The sequence below is a fragment of the Bacillus sp. JJ1122 genome, from assembly GCF_036964885.1.
GTDB lineage: Bacteria > Bacillota > Bacilli > Bacillales > Cytobacillaceae > Mesobacillus.
Map to the genome: position 1 here is coordinate 41038 of NZ_JBALQL010000023.1, position 26064 is coordinate 67101.

28 protein-coding genes are annotated in these 26064 nt (G+C 43.8%); 16 read left to right on the forward strand and 12 right to left on the reverse strand.

Annotated elements, in window-relative coordinates; genetic code table 11:
• Window positions 1–35: 35 nt before the first annotated feature.
• Window positions 36–1346 (reverse strand): ABC transporter substrate-binding protein, encoded by a 1311-nt coding sequence (locus tag V7201_RS13335; RefSeq protein ID WP_335377235.1) that lies wholly within the window; start codon window positions 1344–1346, stop codon window positions 36–38.
• A gap of 442 nt (window positions 1347–1788) precedes the next feature.
• On the opposite strand from V7201_RS13335, the gene V7201_RS13340 reads away from it, so the two are divergent.
• Window positions 1789–2649 carry a Cof-type HAD-IIB family hydrolase gene (locus V7201_RS13340; protein ID WP_335377236.1) on the forward strand — a complete coding sequence of 287 codons (861 nt, stop codon included), beginning with the start codon at window positions 1789–1791 and terminating at the stop codon, window positions 2647–2649.
• A gap of 80 nt (window positions 2650–2729) precedes the next feature.
• The gene (locus V7201_RS13345; protein WP_335377237.1) at window positions 2730–3827 is read left to right on the forward strand and encodes a PQQ-dependent sugar dehydrogenase; all 1098 of its coding nucleotides are present in this window, start codon (window positions 2730–2732) and stop codon (window positions 3825–3827) included.
• A 70-nt stretch (window positions 3828–3897) separates the two neighbouring features.
• Here V7201_RS13345 and V7201_RS13350 read toward each other — a convergent pair whose 3' ends face one another.
• The 3 genes from V7201_RS13350 to V7201_RS13360 are packed head-to-tail and all read right to left on the reverse strand — an operon-like array spanning window position 3898 to window position 6334.
• A complete protein-coding gene (locus V7201_RS13350; RefSeq protein WP_335377238.1) occupies window positions 3898–4557 on the reverse strand; it encodes a TetR/AcrR family transcriptional regulator in 660 nt (219 codons plus the stop codon).
• A gap of 33 nt (window positions 4558–4590) precedes the next feature.
• A complete protein-coding gene (locus tag V7201_RS13355; protein WP_335377239.1) occupies window positions 4591–5622 on the reverse strand; it encodes an ABC transporter permease in 1032 nt (343 codons plus the stop codon).
• Window positions 5612–6334 carry an ABC transporter ATP-binding protein gene (locus tag V7201_RS13360; RefSeq protein ID WP_335377240.1) on the reverse strand — a complete coding sequence of 241 codons (723 nt, stop codon included), beginning with the start codon at window positions 6332–6334 and terminating at the stop codon, window positions 5612–5614. The genes V7201_RS13355 and V7201_RS13360 overlap by 11 nt, the downstream gene beginning before the upstream one ends.
• A gap of 234 nt (window positions 6335–6568) precedes the next feature.
• On the opposite strand from V7201_RS13360, the gene V7201_RS13365 reads away from it, so the two are divergent.
• Entirely contained in the window at window positions 6569–6904 is a 336-nt protein-coding gene (locus V7201_RS13365) for a hypothetical protein (RefSeq protein WP_335377241.1), read from the forward strand.
• 38 nt (window positions 6905–6942) lie between these two features.
• Here V7201_RS13365 and bshB2 read toward each other — a convergent pair whose 3' ends face one another.
• The 3 genes from bshB2 to pdxK form a co-directional block, all read right to left on the reverse strand.
• Window positions 6943–7608, reverse strand: coding sequence for a bacillithiol biosynthesis deacetylase BshB2 (gene bshB2, locus V7201_RS13370; protein WP_335377242.1), 666 nt, complete (start codon window positions 7606–7608; stop codon window positions 6943–6945).
• A 40-nt stretch (window positions 7609–7648) separates the two neighbouring features.
• Complete coding sequence (locus V7201_RS13375; protein WP_335377243.1) at window positions 7649–7996, reverse strand: YojF family protein; 348 nt, start codon at window positions 7994–7996, stop codon at window positions 7649–7651.
• A gap of 314 nt (window positions 7997–8310) precedes the next feature.
• On the reverse strand, window positions 8311–9135 hold the full coding sequence (pdxK, locus tag V7201_RS13380; protein WP_335377244.1) for a pyridoxine/pyridoxal/pyridoxamine kinase: 825 nt from the start codon (window positions 9133–9135) through the stop codon (window positions 8311–8313).
• Window positions 9136–9715: 580 nt separating this feature from the next.
• Between pdxK and mobA the strand changes: the two genes are divergently transcribed.
• From mobA to V7201_RS13415, 7 genes are all read left to right on the forward strand, one after another.
• Window positions 9716–10312 (forward strand): molybdenum cofactor guanylyltransferase, encoded by a 597-nt coding sequence (gene mobA / locus V7201_RS13385; protein ID WP_335377245.1) that lies wholly within the window; start codon window positions 9716–9718, stop codon window positions 10310–10312.
• 36 nt (window positions 10313–10348) lie between these two features.
• Entirely contained in the window at window positions 10349–11581 is a 1233-nt protein-coding gene (locus V7201_RS13390) for a molybdopterin molybdotransferase MoeA (RefSeq protein WP_335377246.1), read from the forward strand.
• Window positions 11582–11594: 13 nt separating this feature from the next.
• Window positions 11595–13514 carry a molybdopterin biosynthesis protein gene (locus V7201_RS13395; RefSeq protein WP_335377247.1) on the forward strand — a complete coding sequence of 640 codons (1920 nt, stop codon included), beginning with the start codon at window positions 11595–11597 and terminating at the stop codon, window positions 13512–13514.
• 40 nt (window positions 13515–13554) lie between these two features.
• A complete protein-coding gene (locus V7201_RS13400; protein WP_335377391.1) occupies window positions 13555–14019 on the forward strand; it encodes a molybdenum cofactor biosynthesis protein MoaE in 465 nt (154 codons plus the stop codon).
• On the forward strand, window positions 14012–14245 hold the full coding sequence (moaD, locus tag V7201_RS13405) for a molybdopterin converting factor subunit 1 (RefSeq protein ID WP_144479241.1): 234 nt from the start codon (window positions 14012–14014) through the stop codon (window positions 14243–14245). Before V7201_RS13400 ends, moaD begins: the two co-directional genes overlap by 8 nt.
• Window positions 14245–14496: a hypothetical protein gene (locus V7201_RS13410; RefSeq protein ID WP_335377248.1), complete on the forward strand. Its 252-nt coding sequence runs from the start codon at window positions 14245–14247 to the stop codon at window positions 14494–14496. The genes moaD and V7201_RS13410 overlap by 1 nt, the downstream gene beginning before the upstream one ends.
• Before the next feature lie 100 nt (window positions 14497–14596).
• Complete coding sequence (locus V7201_RS13415; RefSeq protein WP_335377249.1) at window positions 14597–15616, forward strand: thiazole biosynthesis adenylyltransferase ThiF; 1020 nt, start codon at window positions 14597–14599, stop codon at window positions 15614–15616.
• A gap of 90 nt (window positions 15617–15706) precedes the next feature.
• Here the strand turns inward: V7201_RS13415 and V7201_RS13420 are convergent, their stop codons facing one another.
• Complete coding sequence (locus tag V7201_RS13420; RefSeq protein ID WP_335377250.1) at window positions 15707–16036, reverse strand: general stress protein; 330 nt, start codon at window positions 16034–16036, stop codon at window positions 15707–15709.
• 190 nt (window positions 16037–16226) lie between these two features.
• Here V7201_RS13420 and V7201_RS13425 point away from each other — a divergent pair, with 190 nt between their 5' ends.
• The 3 genes from V7201_RS13425 to V7201_RS13435 all read left to right on the forward strand — a co-directional run bounded on the left by V7201_RS13425 (window position 16227) and on the right by V7201_RS13435 (window position 18447).
• Complete coding sequence (locus V7201_RS13425; protein ID WP_335377251.1) at window positions 16227–16907, forward strand: uracil-DNA glycosylase; 681 nt, start codon at window positions 16227–16229, stop codon at window positions 16905–16907.
• Window positions 16908–17656: 749 nt separating this feature from the next.
• Window positions 17657–18004: a YwdI family protein gene (locus V7201_RS13430; protein ID WP_335377252.1), complete on the forward strand. Its 348-nt coding sequence runs from the start codon at window positions 17657–17659 to the stop codon at window positions 18002–18004.
• A 71-nt stretch (window positions 18005–18075) separates the two neighbouring features.
• Window positions 18076–18447 carry a DUF423 domain-containing protein gene (locus tag V7201_RS13435; protein ID WP_335377253.1) on the forward strand — a complete coding sequence of 124 codons (372 nt, stop codon included), beginning with the start codon at window positions 18076–18078 and terminating at the stop codon, window positions 18445–18447.
• Window positions 18448–18496: 49 nt separating this feature from the next.
• On the opposite strand, the gene V7201_RS13440 is transcribed toward V7201_RS13435, so the two are convergent.
• The 3 genes from V7201_RS13440 to hemQ form a co-directional block, all read right to left on the reverse strand.
• Entirely contained in the window at window positions 18497–20014 is a 1518-nt protein-coding gene (locus V7201_RS13440; protein ID WP_335377254.1) for an MDR family MFS transporter, read from the reverse strand.
• Between the two features lie 131 nt (window positions 20015–20145).
• Window positions 20146–20676 (reverse strand): spore coat protein GerQ, encoded by a 531-nt coding sequence (gene gerQ, locus V7201_RS13445; RefSeq protein WP_335377255.1) that lies wholly within the window; start codon window positions 20674–20676, stop codon window positions 20146–20148.
• 218 nt (window positions 20677–20894) lie between these two features.
• On the reverse strand, window positions 20895–21641 hold the full coding sequence (gene hemQ / locus V7201_RS13450; protein WP_335377256.1) for a hydrogen peroxide-dependent heme synthase: 747 nt from the start codon (window positions 21639–21641) through the stop codon (window positions 20895–20897).
• Between the two features lie 243 nt (window positions 21642–21884).
• Between hemQ and pta the strand changes: the two genes are divergently transcribed.
• Together pta and V7201_RS13460 are read left to right on the forward strand one after the other, a co-directional pair.
• Entirely contained in the window at window positions 21885–22862 is a 978-nt protein-coding gene (gene pta / locus V7201_RS13455; RefSeq protein WP_335377257.1) for a phosphate acetyltransferase, read from the forward strand.
• Window positions 22863–23217: 355 nt separating this feature from the next.
• On the forward strand, window positions 23218–24063 hold the full coding sequence (locus tag V7201_RS13460; RefSeq protein WP_335377258.1) for a lipoate--protein ligase family protein: 846 nt from the start codon (window positions 23218–23220) through the stop codon (window positions 24061–24063).
• Window positions 24064–24281: 218 nt separating this feature from the next.
• Here V7201_RS13460 and V7201_RS13465 read toward each other — a convergent pair whose 3' ends face one another.
• A complete protein-coding gene (locus V7201_RS13465) occupies window positions 24282–25136 on the reverse strand; it encodes an RsfA family transcriptional regulator (protein ID WP_335377259.1) in 855 nt (284 codons plus the stop codon).
• A gap of 351 nt (window positions 25137–25487) precedes the next feature.
• Between V7201_RS13465 and V7201_RS13470 the strand changes: the two genes are divergently transcribed.
• On the forward strand, window positions 25488–25709 hold the full coding sequence (locus tag V7201_RS13470) for a DUF1450 domain-containing protein (RefSeq protein ID WP_335377260.1): 222 nt from the start codon (window positions 25488–25490) through the stop codon (window positions 25707–25709).
• The last annotated feature ends 355 nt before the right edge of the window (window positions 25710–26064 follow it).

The following is a 26064-nucleotide window of genomic DNA, read 5'->3' on the forward strand; positions in this document are numbered from 1 at the left end:
TGTCGGGGCTGAACAAGGCGCTTGCGCTTTTCTTATTACTTACGAGCGTCTGCCCAAGCTTTAGAAGATTCTTTTACAAGATCATCCCAGCTCATTTCACCGCTTACATACTTTTGAATGTTCACACCAAGCTTTTCTTGTCCCCATCCAGTTGGGTAACCCATGAATGTCCAAGCAAGAGTCTTGCCGTCTTGAGAGTACTGGTAGATTTCTTTTGCTAGTGGATCAGAGATCTTGCCAGCGTCAAAACCGTCATATGCAGGAATGAATTTGAAATCTTCGATTACAGCTGTTTTACCTTCTTCAGAAGTGTACAACCAGTCTAAGAATTCCTTCGCTGCAGCTACTTCTTTTTCATCCTTGTTGCTGTTTACAGCCCAGTACATTGGTACGCCAACTGGGATTGAATCTTCTTTGTAGCCTTCAACCGGGATCGGAAGGATTCCTACGCCGCTGTTAGCAAGCTCTTCGTCGATACCAGCGATTGAACCAGATACCCAGTTACCTTGCTGAATGATTGCAGCTTTGCCAGTAGAGAATAGTTCTTCTACTTGCTTAGCGTAGTCAAGGCTTACAGTTGGCTGGTCAGAGTATTTGTTTTGCAGGTCAAGAATTTTCTTGAATGCATCGCCGTGCTCGAACTTAACTTCTTTTGCTTCGAATGCATTAATTACGTTCTGGTCGAATTCAGGTGCAAGGAACACGTTTGATAAGTGAAGTCCTGTTACCCAAGTTTCTTTTGCAGGAAGTGCAAATACTGATGTAAGACCAAGGTCTTTCTTTTTGCTGTCAAGAGTCTTTACAGCTTCTTCTAAAGCTTTGTAGCTAGTGATGCTCTTTGGATCGATTCCTGCTTTTTCAAAAATGCCTTTGTTATAAATGAAGCCATAGCCTTCCTGGTTATATGGAAGTCCAAGTACTTTATTGTCTTTTGTTACGCCTTCAAGCGTGCCGTTAAGAGCAGCCTTTGCAGCTTTTGTGTCAGAAAGGTCAGCTAGCTTCTCTTGCCAGTCTGCAACGTCCTGCGGTCCGCCGACGTTGTAAATAGTAGGTTCATTGCCTGAAGCGAATTTAGATTTTAGTGCAGCACCGTAATCTTCACCGCCGCCAACTGTTGTGATGTTGATGTCGACGTTTTTATGAGCGTCTTCATAAGCTTTTGCAAGATCCTCGAACTGATCCTTGAATTCCACTTTGAATTGGAAAATGTCAACGGTAACTTCTTCTCCGCCTTTACCTTTGTCATTACCTGTTGCCTTGTCATCGCTTGATGAACATCCTGCAAGACCTCCGCCAACTAAAAGCCCAAGAGAAAGAACTGCTGGAAATAGCTTTTTTGCTTTCATTGTTGAGATACCCCCAAAAATTTTTGTTTTTTTGCATGCAATCACATGCGTTCCGAAAGCGTTTGCATATTTTTGCAAAGATACTTAGAAGATCATTTCTATACAGAACACCTCTAAAACGCTTACATAAATGGGATAAAAACAAGAAATACATTGATACAAATGGATTTCTGTAAAACGATTCCTTATTGTTATCCTGTTATGCAAACGATTGCAGCTGTGGATACATAATAGCATATGAATCTATGAATGACAATATGAAAGTATCAGAGAAATTTAAATTTATAGGTTAATTGTACTAACCGGTTGAAACCATGGTTAAGCTGGGGATTAGGATGGCAATAATGATAGAGAAACAAGTATATACACGTATTGTTTGAAGTGGAATGTTTGAAGGTCTATCATGATGATAAGACTGAAAATAATTGCAGAAGGTGAAATCATGATTAGATGTATTGCAACAGATATGGATGGAACATTATTGACAGCAACGCAGCAGATTACCTCCGAAAACCGGGAAGCGATCCGTAAGGCGCTGGAAAATGGAGTGGAGGTTGTTGTAGCGACAGGCCGCTCTTACCAGGAAGCAAGATTTGTGCTGGAAGAAGCAGGCATGCGTTTACCGATGATCTGCGTAAATGGGGCAGAAGTGCGCTCGAATACTGGGGAAATCGTTTCTTCTAATCCGCTTAATAAAGAACAGGCTCGCCAGGCAGCTCTGCGTCTGGTTGAGAATGGGGTTTATTTCGAGGTGTATACAAATGAAGGGACATTTACAGAAGATGAGGATAAGGCGATCTCCATTATCGTCGATATCTTTTCAACGGCAAATCCTGAAGTTTCGATTGACCAGATTGCCAAAGCAGCTGAAGATAGGCTGCATAAAGGACTGGTCCGTACGATCGAGCACTATGACAGGCTATTTGAACAGGATCAATATGAAATATACAAGCTCCTCGCTTTTTCCCTTGACCCTGAAAAGCTTGAAGCTGCAAACTTGGCATTAAAAGAAATTGAAGGGCTGGCAATCAGTTCATCAGGCAGCGAGAACATTGAAATCACAAGTCTTGATGCCCAAAAAGGAATTGCACTTGAAAAATTTGTTGCATCCAGGGGAATCACTTTAGAAGAAACGATGGCTCTCGGAGATAATTTTAATGATGTATCGATGCTAGAAAGAGTCGGCAAGCCTGTAGCAATGGGCAATGCTGTCGATGAAATTAAGACCTTGTGCGGCGAGGTCACGCTTACGAATGAAGAAAGCGGTGTTGGCAAGGCGATTCTGGGTGTGTTAGAGGACTAATTTCACAAAATGAAAATTGTTTTTCTAGCAAGTTTTTTCTAAATAAGAAGTAATCCAAATTAAATGAAGGGTAGGGTGTCATGAAAAGATTTTTGTATGTGTTGGCTGCAATGCTGATGGTTCTTGCTGGGTGTTCAGGCGGAGATGATAGTTCAAAGCCAGTAGAAGAAAAGGAAAAGCAACAGGATCAGGAAGCAATTGTGCCGGTTGATCATCTGGAAACTGTTGCTGAAAACTTACAAATCCCATGGTCAATCAACAAACTCGGCAAGACGTTTTACCTTAGTGAACGGCCGGGTACGATTGTAAGAGTAGAAAATGGAACATTGGTGAGACAGAAGGTTTCCTTGAAAAAAGAATTATCTCAGGCAGCAGAAGCAGGGCTGCTGGGTTTTGTGCTGGCACCAGATTTTGCGCAATCCAATAAGGCATTTGCCTATTATACATACGAGAATGGCACCGGACAGTTCAATCGGATTGTCGAATTAACCTTAGAAAGTGATGAATGGATAGAAGGCAGGCTTTTACTTGATAATATTCCGAGCGGCCGTTTCCACCATGGCGGACGTCTAAAGATTGGCCCGGATGGGAAGCTTTATGCAACCGCTGGCGATGCAGCAGCGACGCCTGAAATCGCGCAGGACCTTGACTCTTTAGGCGGTAAAATACTGCGGCTGAATTTAGACGGATCCGTTCCGGAAGACAATCCTTTCACTGGGTCCTATGTGTACAGCTACGGCCATCGTAATCCTCAGGGAATGGCCTGGGCAAAGGATAGGACGATGTACGCAAGCGAGCATGGTCCGTCCGCACACGATGAAATCAATGTAATTGAACGTGGGATGAATTACGGCTGGCCAGAAATTACCGGCGATGAAAAGAAGCAAGGTATGGAAACTCCGCTTTTTCAGTCCGGCGACAATACATGGGCGCCATCCGGAATGGCGGAGCATGACGGAAAGTTGTATGTTGCAACGTTGAGAGGGAATGCTTTGCGCGAATTTGATCCTGTTGCTAAAACAACGAGGGAAGTCGTCACCGGCGTAGGCCGGGTCAGGGATGTACTGATTGATGGCAGCTATGTATATTTCATCAGCAATAATACTGATGGCAGAGGGACTCCGGGTGCGGGGGATGATAAGCTGTACAGGGTAAGGATTGAGGATGTGCTCCAATGAGGAACAGGAACAGCTTGATGGCTGTTCCTGTTTTTAAGTGTGAATCAAAATGTTTTTAAAAGGATTGGATTCAGCTCTTGCTGTTCAGCCCGCCCAATCCATGTAGGATAAATTGAACAGTTCTCTCCGATTCTGCTTCATCATCCCAGTCTGCTTCAGGCAGAATCATATAACGGGCGATTAAATACCCGAAGATGGTTGATAGGGATAAGCGGAAGACACTGTAGGCAGGAATATCGATAATCTGGCCATTTGCTTTATAATGTTCGACAATTTTTTCGAAGCGTTCATACACCTTTAAGGCAATATGGTCCTTGAATAAGTCCTTTAATTCAGGGTGGAAAGGAATTTCCTGTAAAAGGATTTTGACTATAGGCAGGTTTTTAACTAAGAAATCCCTGCGATTTTCAAGGATGGCTTTCAGGAAGTCCTCTAAATGTTCAAAATCCTGGTCGAGTACCTTATTAAGGTCTTTTATAATAAAAGGAGCGACAAACTTTGCCATCACTGGGGCAACGATTGCCAGCAACAAATCTTTTTTCGTTTTATAATGTCGGAAAATGGTGCCTTCCGCTACACCTGCTTTTTTGGCGATTTCGCTTGTAGAGGTTGCGGAATATCCTTTTTCGGCAAAAGACTCGATCGCAGACACGATAATTTTTTTCTGCTTGTCAGTCAGTGCTTCTTCTTCATCAATTAACCCGTCGATTCTCATTTCGCGATCTGTCATCTTTAACTCCCTCCGCGTCGTATTCAAGAGTATTTATACTGCGCGGTGTTTCCTTAATGCTAAAATATTCAGCAGGATAAATACAACGGAAAAACCGGCCATAATCAACAGATTACCATAAATGGCATCCCAGCCATAGCCTCTTACCATGATATCACGCAGTGCTTCTGCTGCATAATAGAGCGGTGTAATCGGGCCGAGCCAGCTTAGCCAATCTGATATTGTATCAAGGTTGATCAGCCCCGAGAAGAAGAACTGCGGTACGATGATCAACGGAATGAACTGGATCATCTGGAACTCGTTGTTCGCAAAGGCAGACAACAGTATGCCTAGAGTCAAAGCCGTCATCGACAGCATTAAAGTTATTAATAGAACATAGATGAACGAACCTTCCATCAGCATCCCAAGAATATAAATCGCATACCAGGCAATTAAAGTGGCCTGCAGCATGGTGAAGATCCCAAAACCGAGCACATAGCCAATGACGATTTCCCATTTACGCAGAGGGCTTGAAAGCAGCTTTTCCAGTGTGCCGCTAGTGCGTTCCCTCAAAAAGGAAATGCCGGAAATGATAAAAACGAAGAAGAAGGCAAAGAATCCTAGCAATACTGGGCCGAAATAATCAAACTGTCCCATATCCTCTGAGCCGTGCAGGTAATGGACGTTCAGTTCCATTTGGCCAGCGGCCGGCAGCAGTGGCTTAGTGGCCTCTTGAATCTGTTTCATAAAAGCACCATTTACTGACGGATCGCTTCCTTCAAGAACGATTTTATCAAGCACAGGTCCATCAAATAGAAGATAACCGTCAATTTCGCGATCTAATGCATCATCTTTAGCTGCTTTTTCAGAATCATATTCATTCATCTTTACATCTTTCAAATCCAACTTCTCGATCACCGCATCTGGAACATTTACAAGTCCAACTTTAGGAACATAATTCTCTCCATTAAACACAAGATGCAGCATCGTCAGGATCAGCAGGGGAGCGACAAGCATCATCGCAAGCGTCCTTTTATCCCTTAGAAATTGGCGGATAATCCTGATTACCAGAGCACTAATTCGCATGCTGAGCACCTCCGTATGTTAAAAATGCTTCTTCAACGGTTGCAGACCCCGTATTGGTTTTCAATTCTTCAGGCGTGCCAACGGCAATTAATCTGCCATCACGAATCAATCCCAGCCTGTCGCATTTCTCCGCTTCATCCATTACGTGAGTGGTAACAATCAGTGTCTTGCCTTTCGCTTTCAAATCATAGAAACCATTCCAGATGCTTTTGCGCAGCACAGGGTCGATCCCGACGGTCGGTTCATCCAAAATCAGCAATTCTGGTTCATGCAGCAGTGCAGCTGCAAGGGAAAGACGACGTTTCATGCCGCCAGAATAATTGGTTACGAGTTTGTTAAGATGCTCCGATAAGTCGACCAGCTCCATCACTTCGAGAATCCGCTGCTTTCTCTTTGCACCCTTCAGGCCAAATAGGGAAGCGAAAAATTCAAGATTTTCCTTTGCGGATAATTCTGTATAAAGTGCGTCAGATTGCGCCATATACCCAATCCTTTCAATCAGCTGGAGAGAGGGCATTTTTTTACCAAAAAGAACGTTTTCTCCCTCGCTCGGCAGCTCAAGGCCAACCAGCTGCTTTACAAGCGTTGTTTTGCCTGCTCCTGAAGGCCCGAGCAACCCGAAAATTTCACCACTCTGAATCTCTAAGTTTATTTTCTTTAAAACTTCATGGTTTCCGAATCGTTTCGAGACATTTTTTATTGAGACAATCATAGAAAGTTCACCATCCTTTTTTTAAAAGTGAGTAATCACTCACTTAGTTGATTACAGTTTAAATGATGACGCTTTGTTTGTAAAGTGAGTAATCACTCACAAAAGAATTTTATATATGAAATTCTTTTGTTAGGGAGGACATCAGCATTAAATCCTCTTAGAAATTATGCTATGATATTGGTAAATATAAGAATTTGGTGAAAATTTAAAAAGTAATGCATAGGGCGTGATTTTTTGTTAAAAGGGAAAAAGAAGATCGTATTGCTAATCGCTCCGCTGCTGTTGATTGGCTGTCTTTATATCTATGATGCAAGCCTAAATGTGTATACGACTAAAGCCAATGAAACTTTGGTCTATAAAAATCATGAATTTCAAAAAGGGTATGACACCTATAAAAAGTTTTACGAAAATGGTGATAGAAAGTTTGAACTCGACAAGCTGATCGGAAAAACTGATAACAGCAAATTTATTGGGTTTAAAGAGTCTGTATGGAAGATTAAAGGGAAACCGGAGGATGAAGTGATTTTTGTAAAAGGGTTGATGGTTGAGGAGGTATATGAAAGGAAGTAACAAAAAATCCACCATGGAATGGTGGATTTCGTCAATTATTAAAACTTATAGGTCCAAAAACGTTCATTGTTGATCCAGGCCATCGTAGCAGGATCCTTGTCCTTCAACTTATCGGCCAAGTCAGCAAGCATTAGCTCGGTCTGGGAGCGATGGGCCTTCATTGCCTCAAGCTTAACATCAGCTACAGCACTGATATCATGGATAATGTCGGGCTGTCCCAATTCTTCCACGCAGTTCCTTGAGAATGCAACACAGTGCAATTTCGGTCTGTCTGCTTCTGGCATTTTTTCAACTGCGCACACTACCGCGGCGCCTGTTGCTTCATGGTCCGGGTGGACAGAATAGCCTGGATAGAAGGTAATGACCAGCGAAGGATTCAATTCAGCGATCAATGACGACATCAGGTTGGTCAGCTTATCTTCATCTTCAAACTCAACCGTTTTATCACGGAATCCGAGCATCCTCAAGTCAGTAATGCCAAGCGCGCGGGCCGCTTCCTTTAATTCTTGTTTACGTATGATTGGAAGTGTTTCTCTGTTCGCAAATGGCGGATTTCCCATATTTCGTCCCATCTGGCCGAGTGTCAGGCAGGCATAAGTGACGGGTGTCCCCATGTTCACATGGGATGCAATCGTGCCGGAAACGCCAAATGCTTCATCATCTGGATGAGGAAACACGACGAGTACATGTCTTTCTTTTTCCATGGTAAAATCTCTCCTTTCAGCCAGCCTGTTCAAAGCGATATTATTCGAACGGTGTTTCGCTGATTTGCAGGGCGACTGCGAGCTTTCCGCTAAAATCGTGGCCTGCAAGCAGCAGCCTTCCGTGTGCATCAATTTCAAAGTGAGTGATTCCTTCAGCATAAATCCAGCCTAATGGAATTTTCAATCCTGTACGGTATGGTCCTTCACCAGTAATCTTCGCGCGTTCATATGTAACTTTCGCGTTGCGGATGTAAGCGCCTGATGAAAAAAATGACTCGTTGTTATGTGAAGCATATGCGCCATTTGTTGTTTCTAAATGGACATAGACTTCCTTGTCTCTAAAGCCGTCCAGGGCAGCCTGGACTTCCTGCACAATAACCGGATCCATAAATGATTCCTCCTTCCCGGATAGATGGTGCAAACTCAATGAAGTTTTACTTTATATTAGCCGATTAGTCAGCCTTATATGTTAGAAAATCGATAAATCCATATTACTAAAAAAATGTTCTGAATGCGAAATGTATGCTTGAAGATACTTGCAAAAATTGTTAATCAGGCATTCCATTAGCATGACTCTTGAGAATGTTAGGTGATGGGACTTCGGTTTTTACAGTGGATTCTTTATTTTGTAAACGTAAAAAAAGGATGGCGGCTGCCATCCTTTTTATTATGCAGCGCAATGGTAGATTGCGCTTTTCCTGCTTATTCGCCTCTGTTGCCGTCTGCGAATTTGTTATACGCAAGGTGGGCTGTTGGGCCGACGTATTCATTCAATCGGAAGCCATGCTTGATCGCTTCTGTGATGAACTTTTTAGCAACATCCAATGCTTCAGGGACAGATTTGCCCTTTGCAAGCTGTGCAGTGATGGCCGACGCGAATGTGCAGCCAGCACCATGTGTGAAGCTTGTTTCCACTTTTTCAGATTCGAAAAGTGTGAAGTCTTTTCCATCATAAAGAAGATCGACCGCTTTTTCATGGTTCAGCTTACTTCCGCCCTTAATCATGACGTTCTTAGCGCCAAGGTCATGGATCTTGGCTGCAGCTTCTTTCATGTCATCAATTGTGCGGATTGGACCAGTCTGTGCAAGCTGCCAAGCTTCAAATAGGTTTGGAGTGACAACGGTTGCTCTAGGAAGAAGCAATTCTCTCATCGCATCTGTGTTCTCAGGCATAAGTACCTCGTCTTCGCCCTTGCACACCATGACAGGGTCGATGACAACCTTGTCCAGCTTGTACTCATCGATTTTACGCGCAGAAAGCTCGATGATTTCCACTGTTCCCAGCATTCCGGTCTTCATCGCATCAATTCCAACTGAAAGGATTGTTTCAAGCTGCTTTTCAACCAATTCAACTGGCTGAGGGAACACTTCGTGATGCCAGTGCTTTTTAGGATCCATTGTTACGACAGTCGTCAGGGCAGTCATGCCATAAACCCCAAGCTCCTGGAACGTCTTCAGATCAGCCTGAATCCCAGCGCCGCCGCTCGTATCAGAACCCGCAATAGTCAAAACCTTTTTCAACGTCATCAAAATACCTCCATTTCAAATCGCCAGCCAAACACTTTACTCAATTAACGCACTGGGGGTCAGACCCCCGACGCTTCACCGCGGTGCATCAGCGGGGGTCTGACCCCCAGTGCTGTGATGCGTTAGTGTGGTGGTTTTTCTTGTGTATGCTTTCTTATGATTATACCAATTCCTTGGATTTAGACAAAGGATTGGATTTGGGATGTTTTATTTTTGGTCTGTGGCGTGATGTATATTACTGTCGTGAAATATCAATTTGTTATGATGAATTAAGAGGGTTTGCTGCGATGATTGTTTATCTGGATTTGTTTACTTCGAATTCACTTATATACAACCTTTAAAGGAATTAGCTGATCGACTATTGAAATACTACATAAAAGTGTTAGCAAGGACTTGGTATAACAAGTATCTTGTGTAAGGGACAAGCAGGCAATAAATGGACTATGTTCTATTGGTAAGAGTTTTATAGCCAGTACTAGTAGTGTCCACCAAATGTTATCTATAACACTTGCATTTATGGCAAACAGCCAGCTCTGCAGTCTAAACAAAACTAAACAAATTAAAAAGAAGGTGCTGTGAAATGAAAGCTGGAGCAATCGTTTTATCTGGCGGAAAATCTAGCAGGATGGGAAAAAATAAAGCTTTACTGAAATTTCACGAAAAAACGAATATTGAGATAATATTGGGTGAACTAAAGCATGTATTCGATGATATAATTCTAGTAACGAATGAACCTGAAACCTATCATTTTTTAAATATCAAGATCGTTACGGACCAATATAAAGAATCTGGTCCGCTTGCGGGGATTCACGCCGGACTTGAGGCTTCGGACTACGAAGAGAATTTTGTCGTCGCCTGTGACATGCCATTTGTGTCGGGAGAGCTTGCAGCAAGTCTTGTCAAAGAGTTAAAACACCATGAAGCAGTAGTCCCAATCAGTGAAGGCAGGCAGCATCCGCTTTTTGCCGTCTACCAGAAAAGGGCAGCTGTTGTTGCGAAGGATTGTATCGAAGAAGGAAAGCTTAGGATGAAGCACCTGCTTGACCGTCTGGATGTGCGTTACCTGGACGAGCAGGATTTAAGGCTTTATTGCGAGGGAAATCTCGAGCGGGTATTTTTCAATATGAATCGGCCAGAGGAATATGAAGAGGCAAAAAAAATGACACAATGTGATTGATAGTTTTTTCAGGTGCCAGAAAGGAAGTTAGGCAGCATGCAATTTTTCAAAGTGAAAACCGTTGAGGAGACTTTTGCTTTAATAGATGAAAAAATCGGCAAGATCCAAGAAACCGAGATTAAAAAGCTTGATGAAGCACTCCATTACATCCTTGCCGAGGACGTGACGGCTGAAGAGAATGTCCCGGGCTTTGACCGTTCAACGGTCGATGGCTATGCGGTCATTGCAAAAGACACTTTTGGCTCTTCTGAATCGATGCCTGGCTTCTTGAATGTGGCTGGTGAAGTCCATATGGGCGAAGAAGCTTCCAAGCCGGTTGGCAGGGGAGAAGCGATTTACGTCCCGACAGGAGGAATGCTTCCGCCTGAAAGTGACAGCGTTCTCATGATTGAGCATTGTGAGGAAATCGGCGGCCTTCTCAACACATATAAGCAGATAGCCCCGGGTGAGAATGTCATCCGCGCAGGAGAAGACATCCGGGCGGGTGAAGTCCTGCTTGCAGCAGGCACCAAATTGCGGCCTCAGGAGCTTGGAGCTCTTGCAGCCTTAGGGATCTCACAGGTGAAAGTCTACCGAAAACTGAAAGCAGCATACCTTTCCTCCGGGGATGAAATCGTCCCTTATGAAACGAAAGCACTTGAAACAGGACAAATCCGTGATATCAATTACTTAACCGTCAAAGGCCTTGCGAATGAGTGGGGGATTGAAGTCATCTATGGGGGGATTACCCGTGATGACTATCAGGAATTTTCCCGGAAGGCTCGTGAATTGTATGAGCAGGCGGACTGTCTGATCCTCTCCGGGGGCAGTTCTGTCGGGACAAAGGATTATACGACTGAGGTCATCCAGTCACTTGGAGACCCTGGTGTGTTTGTCCATGGAATCTCCATCAAGCCTGGCAAACCGACGATTCTTGCCGTGGCCGATGAAAAGCCGGTCATTGGACTGCCTGGACATCCCGCGTCTGCCATGATCATCTTCAAGCTGTTTGGCGAGAGAGTTTTTAGAAGATTAAAAGGGGAAAAAATCGATCCAAAACCTGAGCGGATTTTTGCGAGAATCGTTAAAAATATTGCTTCTTCACCAGGTAGATCTGATTACATCAGGGTCAAGCTGGAGGAAAGGGATGGAGATTGGTGGGCTGATCCGATTATCGGCAAGTCAGGCCTGATCACAACTTTGGTAAAAAGCGATGGGATTGTGGAGATTGTTTCCGAAAAAGAGGGCATTTCTCAAGGGGAATATGTGCCTGTTATTTTGACGAGATAGGGGGAGCACCATCATGAACAAAATACAATATAATCGTAAAATCTACCTTGAGGACAAACCTCGGGCTGAAGCCAGAGACGAAGTGCTCGCTGCTTTCGACCTTCCTCGTGAAAAGGAATGGGTCCCAGCCAGCTCTGCGCTTGGCCGCATTACTGCAGAGCCCGTTTTTGCCAATGTTTCTATGCCTTTTTACCATGCTTCAGCCATGGATGGAATCGCAGTGAACGCAGAGGAAACGTATGAAGCCCATGAACAGCGGCCTCTTCAATTAAAAAAAGGCGAACAATTTGTTTATGTTGATACAGGGAATGCCATCCCATCACCATTCAATGCGGTGATCATGGTCGAGCATATCCATGTCATTGATGAAGATACAATCGAAATCATCGAACCAGCAACTCCGTGGCAGCATATCCGTCCGATTGGCGAGGATATCGTCCAGGAAGAAATGCTGTTCACCCAGGGCCGTGAACTGCGCCCTGCAGACCTCGGGGCGCTCCTCGCGGCACAGGTCACACAGGTATGCGTCGTGAAAAAGCCGCTGGTGTCAATTATTCCAACAGGGAATGAACTTGTCAGCGCCGATACTTCGCTTTCATCAGGCAGGATCATTGAATTCAACGGTACTGTTTTTAGCGCGTATATCGAGGATTGGGGCGGCACGCCTCAACTTCAATCGATTGTAAAAGATGAGCCGGAAAAAATTAAAGAAGCACTGCTGAACGCGGTTGAAACGTCTGACATCGTTGTGATTAACGCAGGCTCATCAGCAGGTTCTAAGGATTATACTGTGCATATTCTCGAGGAGCTTGGCACTGTTTTTACCCATGGCGTCGCAACAAGACCGGGTAAGCCAGTCATCCTTGGAAAGATTAAAAATAAAGTGGTTATAGGTGTACCAGGCTATCCAGTGTCTGCTTATTTTGCGCTTGAGTGGTTTGTCAGGCCGCTCGTTTGTAAATATCATGGGATACCAGAGCCAAAAAGGCAGACATTGCAGGTGAAGCTTGGCCGCAGGATCGTCTCCACGATGGGAGCTGAGGACTTTGTCCGAATGAACATCGGCTATGTGGACGGACAATTTGTTGCCAACCCGCTGACGCGCGCTGCCGGTGTTACGATGTCGCTCGTGCGTGCGGATGGTTTGCTGGTCGTACCGCCGGAGGAGCTTGGATATGAACAGGGCGATGTTGTCGAGGTAGAGCTTTACAGACCTGTTGAAGAAATCAAGAATGGTATTGTCTTCAGCGGCAGCCATGATTTGACGATCGATCTCCTTTCCTCCCAGCTGAAAAAACAGCGCACCGACATGAAAATCGTTTCTTCCCACGTTGGCAGCATGGCTGGGCTGATGGCAATCAGAAAAGGGGAGGCCCATGTAGCGGGCATTCATTTGCTAGATCCGGAGACGAAAGAATATAATATTACCTATGTTAAAAAATTTCTTGCCGGCCAGGATGCAGTCCTTTATCCATTTTTAAAAAGGACCCAGGGCTGGATGCTGCCAAAAGGGAATCCGCTTGGGATTGAAAATGTCAGCGATATCGCTATGAAGGGCGCCAACTACGCCAACAGGCAAAAAGGTGCCGGGACAAGGATTCTGTTTGATTTATTGTTAAAAGAAACAGGTCTTTCCCCTGAGCAGGTGAATGGCTATGATCGCGAAATGTTCTCTCACTTGAGCGTCGCAGCAGAAGTGAAGGGAAATGAAAACGCGGCAGGCCTGGGTATTTTCCCTGCAGCCAGGGCTATGGGGCTGGAATTCATCCCGGTTGCGGATGAAAACTATGATTTGCTCATGACAAAGGCTTTTTATGAAAGCGAAAAGGGTATTTGGTTAAGATCCGTGATCCAATCCGAAGCCTTCAAGGCCGAAGTCGACAAAATCGGCGGCTATGCAGTGGTAGAGAATCCAGAACCGATTATGCTGTGAAATCTAAGAGACTTGGATCAATTTTATTGAGGTGAAAATGGTGAATTACGAAATAGCGAAAGAACCAATCAACGTTCAATCCGTCATTGATAAAGTGGTCCAGCGTGATGCGGGGGCAATCACTACATTCATTGGCACCGTCCGTGAAATGACAAAGGGAAAGAAGACCCTTTTTCTTATATACGAAGCATATGAGCCAATGGCAATCAAGAAACTTGAGCAAATCGGCACAGAAATCCAGGAGCGCTGGAATGGTGCTGAGGTTGCGATCACACACCGTGTCGGCAGGCTCGATATCACAGATGTTGCTGTTGTCATTGCCGTATCAACTCCACACCGCAACGATGCATATGAGGCAAACCGATATGCAATCGAGCGCATCAAGGAAATCGTGCCGATCTGGAAAAAAGAGCATTGGGAAGACGGCCAGGAATGGATTGGAAATCAACTAGAAACTGTCTCATATCCGACAGGAAAACCGGAGGAGAAGGATCTCAATGAATAAAATATTATTCTTTGCCCATTTGCGCGATGAAGCGGGACATGAATCAGTGGAAATCGAAGCGGCTGGTAAAACGGTTGCCGAATTGAAGCAAATCGTGGCTGAAAAGTACGGGGTACAAAAGCTTGATACATCGATGACGGCAATCAATGAAGAGTTTTCATCAAATGATGAAGTGATCAAAGAGGGAGATACTATCGCGTTTATTCCGCCTGTATCGGGTGGCTGATGAAACAGATTATTAAGATCATTCTCACACCGAGCAAAAGGTATAAAGCGGAAATCATTCAGCGGAAAGACCGGTTATTTGAATACTTTCTTTATGAATGGACGAGAGAATATGTGCCAGATTATGGGTATGTTTCAGACTGGTATTGGAGTCCAATCACAACAAACATATCATTAAGTGATACAAAAGACAGGGCTGTTCAAATCGCTATTGAAGAACTCCGGCTTTATTCAGGTGAAATGCCTGAATAATAAGGTGTTAAAGATCAGCGGTCAGCCCATTGTCTGCACTGTCACTGTGTCGAAAGTATTTTCTTCAAGTGTTTACGCTTTTCAATGAGGAGGAATAATCATGTCAGAAAGATATTCACGCCAGACGCTGTTTCCTCCAATCGGAAAGGCTGGACAGGAAAAAATCCGCAGCAAGCATGTGCTGATGATTGGAGCAGGTGCGCTCGGCTCCGGCAATGCAGAGTTGCTGGTGCGCGCAGGGGTAAGGCGGCTGACAATCGTTGATCGTGATTATGTGGAAGCGAGTAACCTGCAGCGTCAGCAGCTGTATACCGAAGAGGATGTTGCCGAAAAGCTTCCAAAGGCTGCGGCGGCAGAAAAAAGGCTCAGAGCGATTAACTCTGATGTCGAAATCAGCGCATATATTGCAGATGCGACTCCAGAAAAATTAGCGGAGCTTGCAGACGGCGTGGATCTAATCATTGATGCCACAGATAATTTTGAAACAAGAATGGCCATCAATGATATTTCCCAGAAATATAAAATTCCATGGATATACGGGGCTTGTGTCGGAAGCTTTGGAATGACCTTTACCATCATTCCAGGCAAGACGCCATGCCTGAATTGTCTCCTTAAAACGGTTCCGCTTCAAGGGATGACATGTGACACTGGGGGCATCATCGGTCCTGCAGTCCAGATGGTCATTGCACACCAGGGAGCAGAAGCGCTGAAAATCCTGGTGGAAGACTGGGAATCGGTCAGGACTTCGTTCGTCAGCTTCGATATGTGGCGGAACCAGTATACCAGCATGAAAATGTCCAAAGCGAAGGATCCTGGGTGCCTCTCATGTGGCGAACATCCTGAATATCCATATCTTGATGCTGAGAACATGACGAAGACGACTGTTTTGTGCGGGCGAGATACAGTTCAGATTCGGCCGCCGCATCAGCAGCAGCTTAATTTGCAGGAAACTGCGGAAAAAATGAAGGAATTAGGCTATCACGTAAAAGGGAATCCATATTTGGTTTCGGTCGAAATGCCTGACAACAGGCTGGTTATATTCCAGGACGGCCGGGCACTGATCCACGGCACAAAGGATCTGTCCCATGCACGGAGCATTTATCAGAGATTTTTCGGATAGGAAAAATAACGCGCAAACCCCCTGCCAAGAGTGGCAGGGGGTTTCTATATAAACGATCACTGGGGATCGACTATGCTGTTCGCGCTTTTATTACTTCACTTCATCTGTAGCAACAAGAACGAGACGGCCTTTGTCTAATTCCATTTCGTACTGCTCAGCCTCTTGCTTGGATAGTCCAAGTGATTCAAATTTGTTACGAAGCTCATCGCCGCGTGACTTGAACATATTGCCGATAGAATCAAAGAAGCCCTGCTCCTTAAAGCCTACACCGCCTGTTTCAGTTGCGTCCGTTAAATGTTCGCTGCGGTTTTCATCATGTGCAAAAATATAGATGTTTTCTTTGCCGAATCCAGCTGCTTCAAGTGAGCTAATCTTTTCCGTTGCCTGTACGCCGTTTTCAACTACTTCTACTTTTAACATAGTATCTTCCTCCTTGATTTTTATCTTAACTATACTAGCTTGGAAAGCATGAATGCCTTCCGCGTCTACACTATATATATATCCGTTCTCATATCTATTAAACATGAAAGGATTAATTGGAATATTCTCGGCATGCGTGCCTATTCCATTTAAATCGGGTAGATTTAAAGAGAAAAGGAGAGTGAATGTCTTGGCACTATTGAATAATGGCTGGGGAACCTTACTTGCTGAAGAATTTGAAAAACCTTATTATCACCAGCTTAGAGAATTTTTAAAAGGAGAGTATGCTGCAGAAACCGTTTATCCTGACAAAAACGATATTTTTAACGCGCTGCGTTTTACAGATTATGAGGATGTGAAAGTGGTGATTTTAGGACAAGACCCATACCACGGTCCAGGGCAGGCGCATGGGTTAAGCTTTTCGGTCAAACCAGGAGTGGCTATCCCGCCATCGCTCCGGAATATATTTAAAGAATTGAATAATGACCTGGGATGTTTTATCCCTGATAACGGCTACCTGAAAAAATGGGCTGATCAGGGTGTGATGTTATTAAATACGGTCCTTACTGTGAGAAAAGGAGAAGCGAACTCACACAAGGGAAAAGGGTGGGAGGTCTTTACCGATAAAGTCATCACTCTGTTGAATGAACGTGAGAAGCCTGTTATCTTCATTCTTTGGGGAAAGCCGGCACAAAGCAAGCTTAAGCTGATAGACGAAAATAGGCACAAAATCATCATCTCTGTCCACCCAAGCCCTCTGTCAGCAAGAAGAGGCTTCTTCGGCAGCAAGCCGTTTTCAAAAGTGAACGAGATTCTGAGAGAACAGGGTGAAGAGGAGATTGACTGGCAGATAGAAGATTTGAAGGAATGAGGTTAAGAGACTCTGGGAAACCAGGGTTTTTCTTTTTGTATATTAAAATTGACTCTGGTAAATTTACTGTTGATTTCTGCTCCAGATACTCGTTCACCACGCTTCCAGTGAAATGGAAAACGTAGAAATTATGAGTGGTTTTGTAGAAAATATCTTTAATTCCGTAGAAATTAATAGGGGAAACGTAGAGATAAAATTTCTATTCGTAGAAATTAATACGATTTCGTAGAGATTATTTTAATTTACGAGATGAATCATCTAATTTGCTACGGTATAACTTTAATTTCCGAAGGAGAACAATCCAATTTGCAAAGAATTGCGAGGTGATTGGTCTAATTAACTAAAAAAAAATTCAAATTGTGAAGAAATCAATCTAACTTAGCTTACTAGAATCTGTCCAGGTACAATAGAAATGATTTAGCATTTTCTGAGTAGTCGAGTACCCTCCGCATCAATCAACAGGTGCTAAAAATCAAGATTGACGCTTAACACAGCCTTGAAATTAAAAGTATTTGCTTTTTGTAATTGGAGAGGAAGAAAACCACTAATCTAGTAGCAACAATTTTTTTTGAATAATATATACATGCTAGGCAAATCGATCTCTGGTGAAAATCGACATGTTTCACGTGGAACTGACATGTTCGTTTCCTGTAGTCGAAAAATAATGGGAATTGATGTAGAATGGAACGGTACAATTAATGATTGCTAATGAAGATATACATAAATGTTTCGATGATGGAGGTGAGTGGATGAATATTTCATTTCAAAAATTGCTAATGAAGATGGAAGATGAACTAAGGCTGGCCAAAAAAGCAGATACAGAAGCTGCACAGCGGGAAAGAATCCATTCAATCAAAACCCTTTGTGAGCTAGTGCTGGATGAGCCTGTGCAGCAGGGAGCAGGAGCGGCTGGGTACAGCAGCCCTGACACAAGCAGGAACATCGTTCAGCCTGCGTCACTACAATCCCTTGCTGCAAATCAGGCCTTCACACAGCAGCCACAGATGCCTGTAAACCAGCCGTCACCTATGATGCCGCAGCCAAAGAAGATCGAAATGGATGATAACTCAAACGGAGATTCGCTTTTCGATTTTTAGGGCATCTATGAATTTTTCCTGGCACAACAAATATGAGTACATAGCCAATTTTTTAAGAAGAGGTGGAAAGAATGAAGACATTTATTTTAATTGGAGCAATTAATGCGTTCCTTGCCGTCGCACTTGGAGCGTTCGGAGCGCACGGGCTCGAAGGGAAAGTAGAACCAAAATATTTAGAAACATGGAAAACCGCGGTTACATATCAGATGTTCCACGCAACAGGCATCCTGATTATTGGAATCCTCGCTGGTAAACTGCCAGCCAATGCACTTGTTTCCTGGTCAGGCTGGCTGATGCTGATCGGCATCATTTTATTCTCAGGAAGCCTGTATGTATTAAGTGTGACAAAAATCAGCATTCTGGGAGCGATTACTCCATTAGGCGGAGTTGCCTTTCTTGCAGCCTGGGTTCTTATGATGGTAGCAGCTGTTAAATATTTATAATACACAAAGAGCAAGCCAACTTTTATGGCTTGCCCTTTTTTTAAGTAGATTAAGATTCTTTTACAATGGTTTTATTAATCTCAACACGCTCTTTGCCCATAAAGAAAATGGTGATAGCAGAAATCACTATTGGGATTAAGGCCAGCGCGAAGATGTGGGTAATGGAAGTCGACATTGCCTGGACAATTTTATCTAGCACGAATTCCGGGATTTGCGACCGCTGTCCGGCCTGGAATAGCTGCTGTGGGTCGCCCGCAAACTGATTGCCTTGACTGCCGCCCATTCCTTTAAATGCGCTAATCAGTTCATCTTTAAATACATTGTTTTGGATGGTTCCAAAGATGGTTACCCCAAGTGTCATTCCTAGAGATCGAAGGAATGAGTTCGTAGAGTTCGCTGATCCCCGAAAGCGAGGGTCGAGATTATGGATGGAAGCAGTAGGCAGCAGGGAGAATGAGAATCCCATGCCAAATCCGACTAAAATCATAAAGAGTGTCAGCATCATCCTGGACGTGTCCGGTGTCATCGTGCTGAGCAGCAGCATCCCCGTAAAGTACGCTGCAACCGACATGAACATAAGGTTGCGATAGCTTGTTTTTGTCTGGAAAACGCCTCCTACTGCACTCCCGGCAACAGATCCGAGCATCATTGGTGTTAAAATCAAGCCGGCTGTTTTGGCTGACCCGCCATAGACTGCCTGTACGAAGATCGGTATAAAGACTGCAAGGATAATGAATGTGGCCCCGTATAAAAACGCAAGAATTTGCGATGTTGCGAACAAGCGTCTTTTGAACATCCAGAAAGAAATGATGGGTTCTTCCGCTGTTCTTTCTGCAAAAATAAATACAATGAAGAACAGAGCAAAGCTGGTGAATAAGCCAATAATCTGCAGCGAATCCCAGCTGTATTCTTTACCGCCGAGTTCGAGGGCGAACATTAAGCTGACTACAGCGATCACCAGGGTGAAAGCGCCGGTCCAGTCAATTTTTTGCTTGGAATGCTGAGCGGATTCATGATAATACTTTACAATGAAAAATAAAGAAACGATGCCAATCGGGACATTGATATAGAACACCCAGTGCCAGCTGAACCAGTCCGTGATATAGGCACCGAGCAGTGGTCCAAGAACGCTTGAAGTCCCGAAAACGGCTCCGAGAAGTCCAGTCATTTTCCCGCGTTTTTCTGGCGGGAAGATATCAAAAACGATCGTAAAGGCAATTGGCATCAAGGCACCGCCGCCAATCCCCTGAATCGCTCTGTAAACACTGAGCTGTACCATCGATTCAGCAATTCCGCACAGTGCAGACCCAATTAAAAAAACAAGCAAGCCGAATATGTAAAATCGTTTCCGTCCGTACATATCAGACAGCTTCCCAAAGATCGGCATTCCTGCCATGACCGTGACCATATAGGCGGAAGTGACCCATACAAACTTGTCAAAGTCCCCTAAATCAGCGACAATCGTACCCATCGCGGTGGCGACAATCGTATTGTCCATGGCGGCCATTAAGATTCCTAGTAACAATCCTGCTACCACCAGTTTTAAATTTTTTTGGGTGGTTTCCATAAATTCCTCCTGCATTTTTTAAATAGTAAAAATATGTACATAAATCATATTTTTCCACTAGTGAGATTGTCAAGGTTGAGAGGGCTGACAATAAAAAAAACGGCCGAAGCCGTTTTAAAAAGTACTATTTTTTAACGTGGAGGATAAGTTGCTAACCCAGCGCCTGCACCATATGGATATTCATACTCAATTTCTTCATCGAAAGTGATGTAATCCAAATAAACCATTGGCAGCAAGTAGCGCATATTTGTTTGCGGATCACTGATAATGATGTGGTCCCTTCCGGCTGCTTCAATGATTCCCTTGAAAATTTTTGCATTCCATTCGCGATTGTTTTCAAATGTCATATAAATGGTTGCCAGCTTTCCTTTGTTCAGACGGAGAATATTTTCAATATACGATTGCTCCGCCGGAAGCATGCCAGAAACCTGCGGACCCGTGCCAGGCATCGCCCCGCCAGATTGAGAAGGAAACGGCACAGGCTGCTGAGTAAAAGGAGTGCCCATCTGTCCCATCTGTCCCATTTGTCCCATTTGCCCCATTTGTCCCATCTGCTGGGTGTCAGTTAGTCCACCCTGGCCTTGGGATTCAACCGCTACATATGGATTGTACGTTTGCGGATAGGTTCTGTAATTATAATATGGATAATTGTATTGCGTCATTGTTTTTCCTCCTTAAACGTTTTTATTCATTGCTTTCATTTCACCTTTTATATGTAAGCTGGTGAAATTGACCTTTTTCAGGAAGGGTGTACAAGTAAAATGAATTCTCACTATTTCATTCATATGAGGAAAGCTTGATTTTATGACAGAAAAAATGAAAGGGAAAAAAGAGCATAAAAAAACCCCGGACAATTAGTCCGAGGCTTTAAGAGGATGATTTAATTCACATGTAAAAACGCTGATACGCGATCTTCTTCAAGCAGGTTTCCTACGAAGAAAGCACCGAATTCACCGTAGCGCGCGCTTACTTCGTCAAAACGCATTTCATATACAAGCTTCTTGAATTGCAGGACTTCGTCTGCAAACAAAGTAACGCCCCACTCATAGTCATCAAATCCTACAGATCCTGTGATGATCTGCTTTACTTTTCCAGCATACTGGCGGCCGATCATGCCGTGGCTGCGCATCATGTTGCGGCGCTCTTCCATCGGAAGCATGTACCAGTTATCATTGCCCTGACGGCGCTTGTCCATTGGATAGAAGCAAACATGCTTTGCTTTTGGAAGCTCTGGATATAGACGCGCAAGAATTTGCGGGTTCTGGTACGGGTCTTCACCTGCAGGCAAGTAGTTGCTCAACTCAACAACTGACACGTAAGAGTGTGCAGGAAGCGTGAATTCAGCAAGCTTTGTTTTGTTGAATTCTGTTTCAATTTCGTTCAACTCTTCCATTGTAGGGCGCAGGATCATCATCATGAAATCTGCTTTTTGGCCAACGATTGTATATAGAGCGTGGCTGCCATTTTTCTCGCTTTGCGCACCGTTCCATTTTTCAACAAGGCCAAGGAATTCATGGATTGCTGCCTGGCGCTCATCGCTAGAAAGCATCTTCCAGGTTGTCCAATCTACTGTACGGAAATCATGCAGGCAATACCAGCCATCAAGTGTTTGTGCTGCTTCACTCATTTATATCACTCCTAAAAATCATAAATATACCATTATCATATCATAGTTTCTCCATACGTCATGCTTATAAAACGCTGATTGTTTACAGAGAGTACAAAAAGGATAATTTGTTAATGATAATAAAGGCAGGCAAAACATGCTTGAATATTTACAATAAAAAGACTTCAGACTGGAAACGGTAACATTCTTGAATTTTGAAACACGTAAAGTATTCTAGAAGTATAGATAAAAGGAGGAGTTAGCATGAGTGATTTATTTGAAGGCTTAAAAGCCAAGTTAAGCGGACAAAATTTACGGATTGTTTTTCCGGAAGGCCTTGATGAACGGATTTTAGCAGCGGCTGGCCGACTGGCTGCAGACGGTGTATTAACACCCATTTTAGTAGGAAATATCGAACAGATCCAGGCGAAGGCAAACGACATGGATGTTTCCCTTGATGCGATTGAAATCTATGACCCAGCAAATTTCGCGATGATGGACGAGCTTGTTGCGGCATTCGTTGAGAGACGCAAAGGCAAAGCAACTGAGGAACAGGCACGCCAGATTCTGCTTGATGAGAACTACTTCGGCACAATGCTGGTATACGCAAATAAAGCAGACGGCCTTGTGAGCGGCGCAGCGCATTCTACAGCTGATACAGTAAGACCTGCATTGCAAATCATCAAAACCAAAGAAGGCGTCCGCAAGACATCTGGCGTCTTCATCATGGTTCGTGAAGATGAAAAGTATGTATTTGCTGACTGTGCGATCAACATTGCACCAGACAGCCAGGACCTTGCTGAAATCGCAATCGAAAGCGCAAAGACAGCAAGAATGTTCGACGTTGAGCCAAGAGTAGCAATGCTAAGCTTCTCCACTAAAGGTTCTGCTGTTTCACCTGAAACGGAAAAAGTATCTAAGGCAGTTGAAGAAGCTAAGCTGCGTGATCCACTGCTGATTGTTGATGGTGAATTCCAATTCGACGCAGCGTTCGTTCCATCCGTAGCCGAAAAGAAAGCACCGGATTCCCCGCTTCAGGGTGATGCGAATGTATTCGTATTCCCTAGCCTTGAAGCAGGTAATATCGGCTACAAAATCGCCCAGCGTCTAGGTGGTTTTGAAGCAGTAGGTCCGATTTTACAAGGCTTGAATCGCCCTGTAAACGACCTGTCCCGCGGCTGCAGCGAGGAAGATGTATACAAGCTTGCATTGATTACAGCAGCGCAGGCGCTTGTGAAGTAAAGAATATAAGCAATCAGGAGCCGGTCGATTTTATTTCGATCGGCTTTTTACCGCTATTAATTCGAGAAATTGGAAAAAAGAGCCTTTTTTTTCAATTCGCTATAATATTAGGATTTTCGCTATTAAAAGCGCCATTTCGCTATAAAAATCAAGATTTCGCTATAAAAATAACAATTCCGCTATAAAATCGTGAAATTCGCTATTATCTTGCAGGCAGAAAGCCTGCTTTGCCCAATCTTGCTCTCTATAGCAAAGATTTTACGGTAAATGAAAAGCGTCCCCACTTCAATATGCTATAATATCAACGGAAATATCATAGAAAATGTGTAATTGAGTTTTGAAAAGGGGAATTCACATGGATGAGGCGCTCAATTTATTGCGTCAGGACAAGTGGAGATTGATTGACCAGTCGGCACTGGGTGCGCACTTTCATGCCCTCCAGTCGTTCGGAACGGATGATACATTATGCGAATCGGTTGGAACAGGACAGTCGCCTGCAACCGCCCGGGCATGGGTGCACCATAATACGATTGTCCTTGGCATACAGGATACGAGGCTGCCGCATCTTCAGGATGGGCTGGATTACCTTGAGGAGCAAGGCTATCAATATATCGTCCGCAATTCTGGAGGTCTTGCCGTTGTGCTTGACGAAGGAGTCCTTAATCTATCGCTTATTTTACCTGAAAAGGAAAAGGGAATAGACATCAACCGCGGGTACGATGCCATGTGGTTTTTAATAAGAGAAATGTTTGCTGATTTTAATTCAGAGATCGAAGCGAAGGAGATTTCGGCTTCGTATTGTCCGGGAAGCTATGATTTAAGTATCGGTGACAAGAAATTTGCCGGAATCTCACAGCGTCGCCTGAAAAAAGGAGTAGCTGTCCAAATCTATCTTTGTGTGACTGGAAGTGGCAGCGCACGCGCGGAATTGATCAGGGAGTTTTACTCACGAGCGAAAAAAGGCGAGAGTACAAAATTTAACTATCCGGAGATCCAGCCTGAGGTCATGGCCTCTCTTTCCGAGTTGTTTGGTGTCGAGATGACGGTTCAGGATGTGATGTTACGGTTTTTAAGATTCCTGAACGCAAACAGCGGCGAGCTGACATCCGGATATCTTAACGGTACGGAGATTGAATTATTTGACCACTATTACAAGCGGATTATCGAACGGAATGAAAAGTTTCTTGAACCCCTGGTATAGTTGGAAAGCATGGCTTCTGAAGTCCGCCTGGTAAATAGGAGTTCAGCTGCTGAATAGAATTTGAGCCGCACAATAAAATCCAGGCATCAACAAAATTGGTGCCACATATAAAAGAAAAGCCGGAAACCAAATGGTTCCGGCTTTTCTTAAGAGGGGGCTGCTGCTTTTTCTCCTTCTCCAACCAATCATCTATCTATTTAGTAATTAGGAAAACTAGGTTATTCTGCTACTTTTTCTAGATTGCCGTTACGGTCCATCTTGAACTTTGTTGCTGGACGTTCTTCTTCTTCAAACAGGGCAAGCTTACGTGCGCGATTCATGATTTTCATGAGTGTTTCGTAATCTTCCTGCATCGTATTCGTATTTTTCTCGAGCCTATTTATTTTTTCCTGCAGTTCTTCATTCTGCTTTCTTAAACTATTGATTTCGCGCTTTAATCTTTCATTCTCACTCTTATAGATATCTACTTGAAGTGTTGATCCATTCAAGCTTTGCAGATAGGCAATGACATGGCCCATCGTTAAGCCAGTAGAAGGAACGGTATGTCTTACGGTTGAAGTCTGGACTCTTTGTGCCGTTACTGATGCGACTGGCACCTCGGCCATTTCAGCAGCTTCAACAGAGAAATCTTTTTGTTCTTGTTTTTCATTCATTAAATCTTGCATTTCTGCCATAAGTGCTGCTTCGATTTGATTATCATCCTGATCAAGCATCGAAAGATCAAAGGTAATCTGGGAATCATGTGTTTCCGCTGATGGCAACGAAGCCGTCAAACTTTCATCCATCACTGGCACTGGCGGTGCATATAGTAATTTCTTTTTGCCGCCTTGATCTTTTCCTAGGATTCTCTGTCTCTGTTTCCGTTGCTTTTTAGCTAGCTGCAATGCTTTTTCATAATTGTGCCTAACAACTGCGTTCCATCTGAAACCGCAGGCGGCAGATGTGCGGTCAAGCTTGTCGCCCACCTCTTCAAACGCATTCAATTGTGTACTGCCTTCTCTTACATGGCGCAGCACGGTTTCCGCTAGCAATAAATCATTTTCATCTGTCCAGGCATCCTGGCGTACTTTCATTTTTCTTCAACTCCCTTTTACATTGGTTAACTATTGAAACTTATACTTCAATCATGTCCTGAAATTGGAAAGCTTATACATTGCAAAATGGAAGGATAGTAGATTTTTCGCGTAAATACGTGTTTTTCATAAAGATAGATAAGCAAGAGGACCGTCGCGCCGGCTTGCAATCGAATGAAATAAGTTGTAAAATACCCTTTAGTCTAAAAAGAAAAGCGGAGGCGCCTTGTTCAGCCCCGACAGGCATAAGACGGCTCACGCAGGAAATCCAGATTTCTGAAGTGAGACGGCTTATGACCCGAGGGGCTAGGCGCTGGAGCTGGACAGAATGATTAGAAAGGGTTGTCCTAAATGGCAAACGAATTTCGTGTTTGCGACGATTGTCAGGCCGTAAACCTTAAAACATTGATTCCGAAGCTGAAGCAGCTGGATCCCGAAGCGAAAATGGAGATTGGATGCCAGTCCTATTGCGGGCCCGGCAGAAAGAAGACTTTTGCTTTCGTCAACAACCGGCCAGTCGCTGCTCTAAGTGAAGAAGAACTTATGGAAAAAGTCGAGAAAAAACTGAAATAACCTGATCAGCTATTATCCGCTTCAGGTTCTTTGTTTTTTTAATAACTTTCATACAAATCACCTTTAAACAAAAGTTTAGAGGTGATTTTTTTTCCTCTTTAAACTTGCAAACTACAATATTTTTCTTTTGGCTTTGTTAAAGATATTTAGAACCAGGTGATTGAAGATGCTCCGCGGAAAATCAACAGCTGCTGATAGAGGAGTGGTTCTAAAGACCATTCGAGATAAGAAAACGAAAGCGAATGGTCATAATAGAGGTTCTAAAGACCATTCATGAGAAGACAGCGGAAGCGAGAGGTCATAATAGAGGTTCTAACGACCATTCAAGAGAAAAAGACACAAGCGAATAGTCATA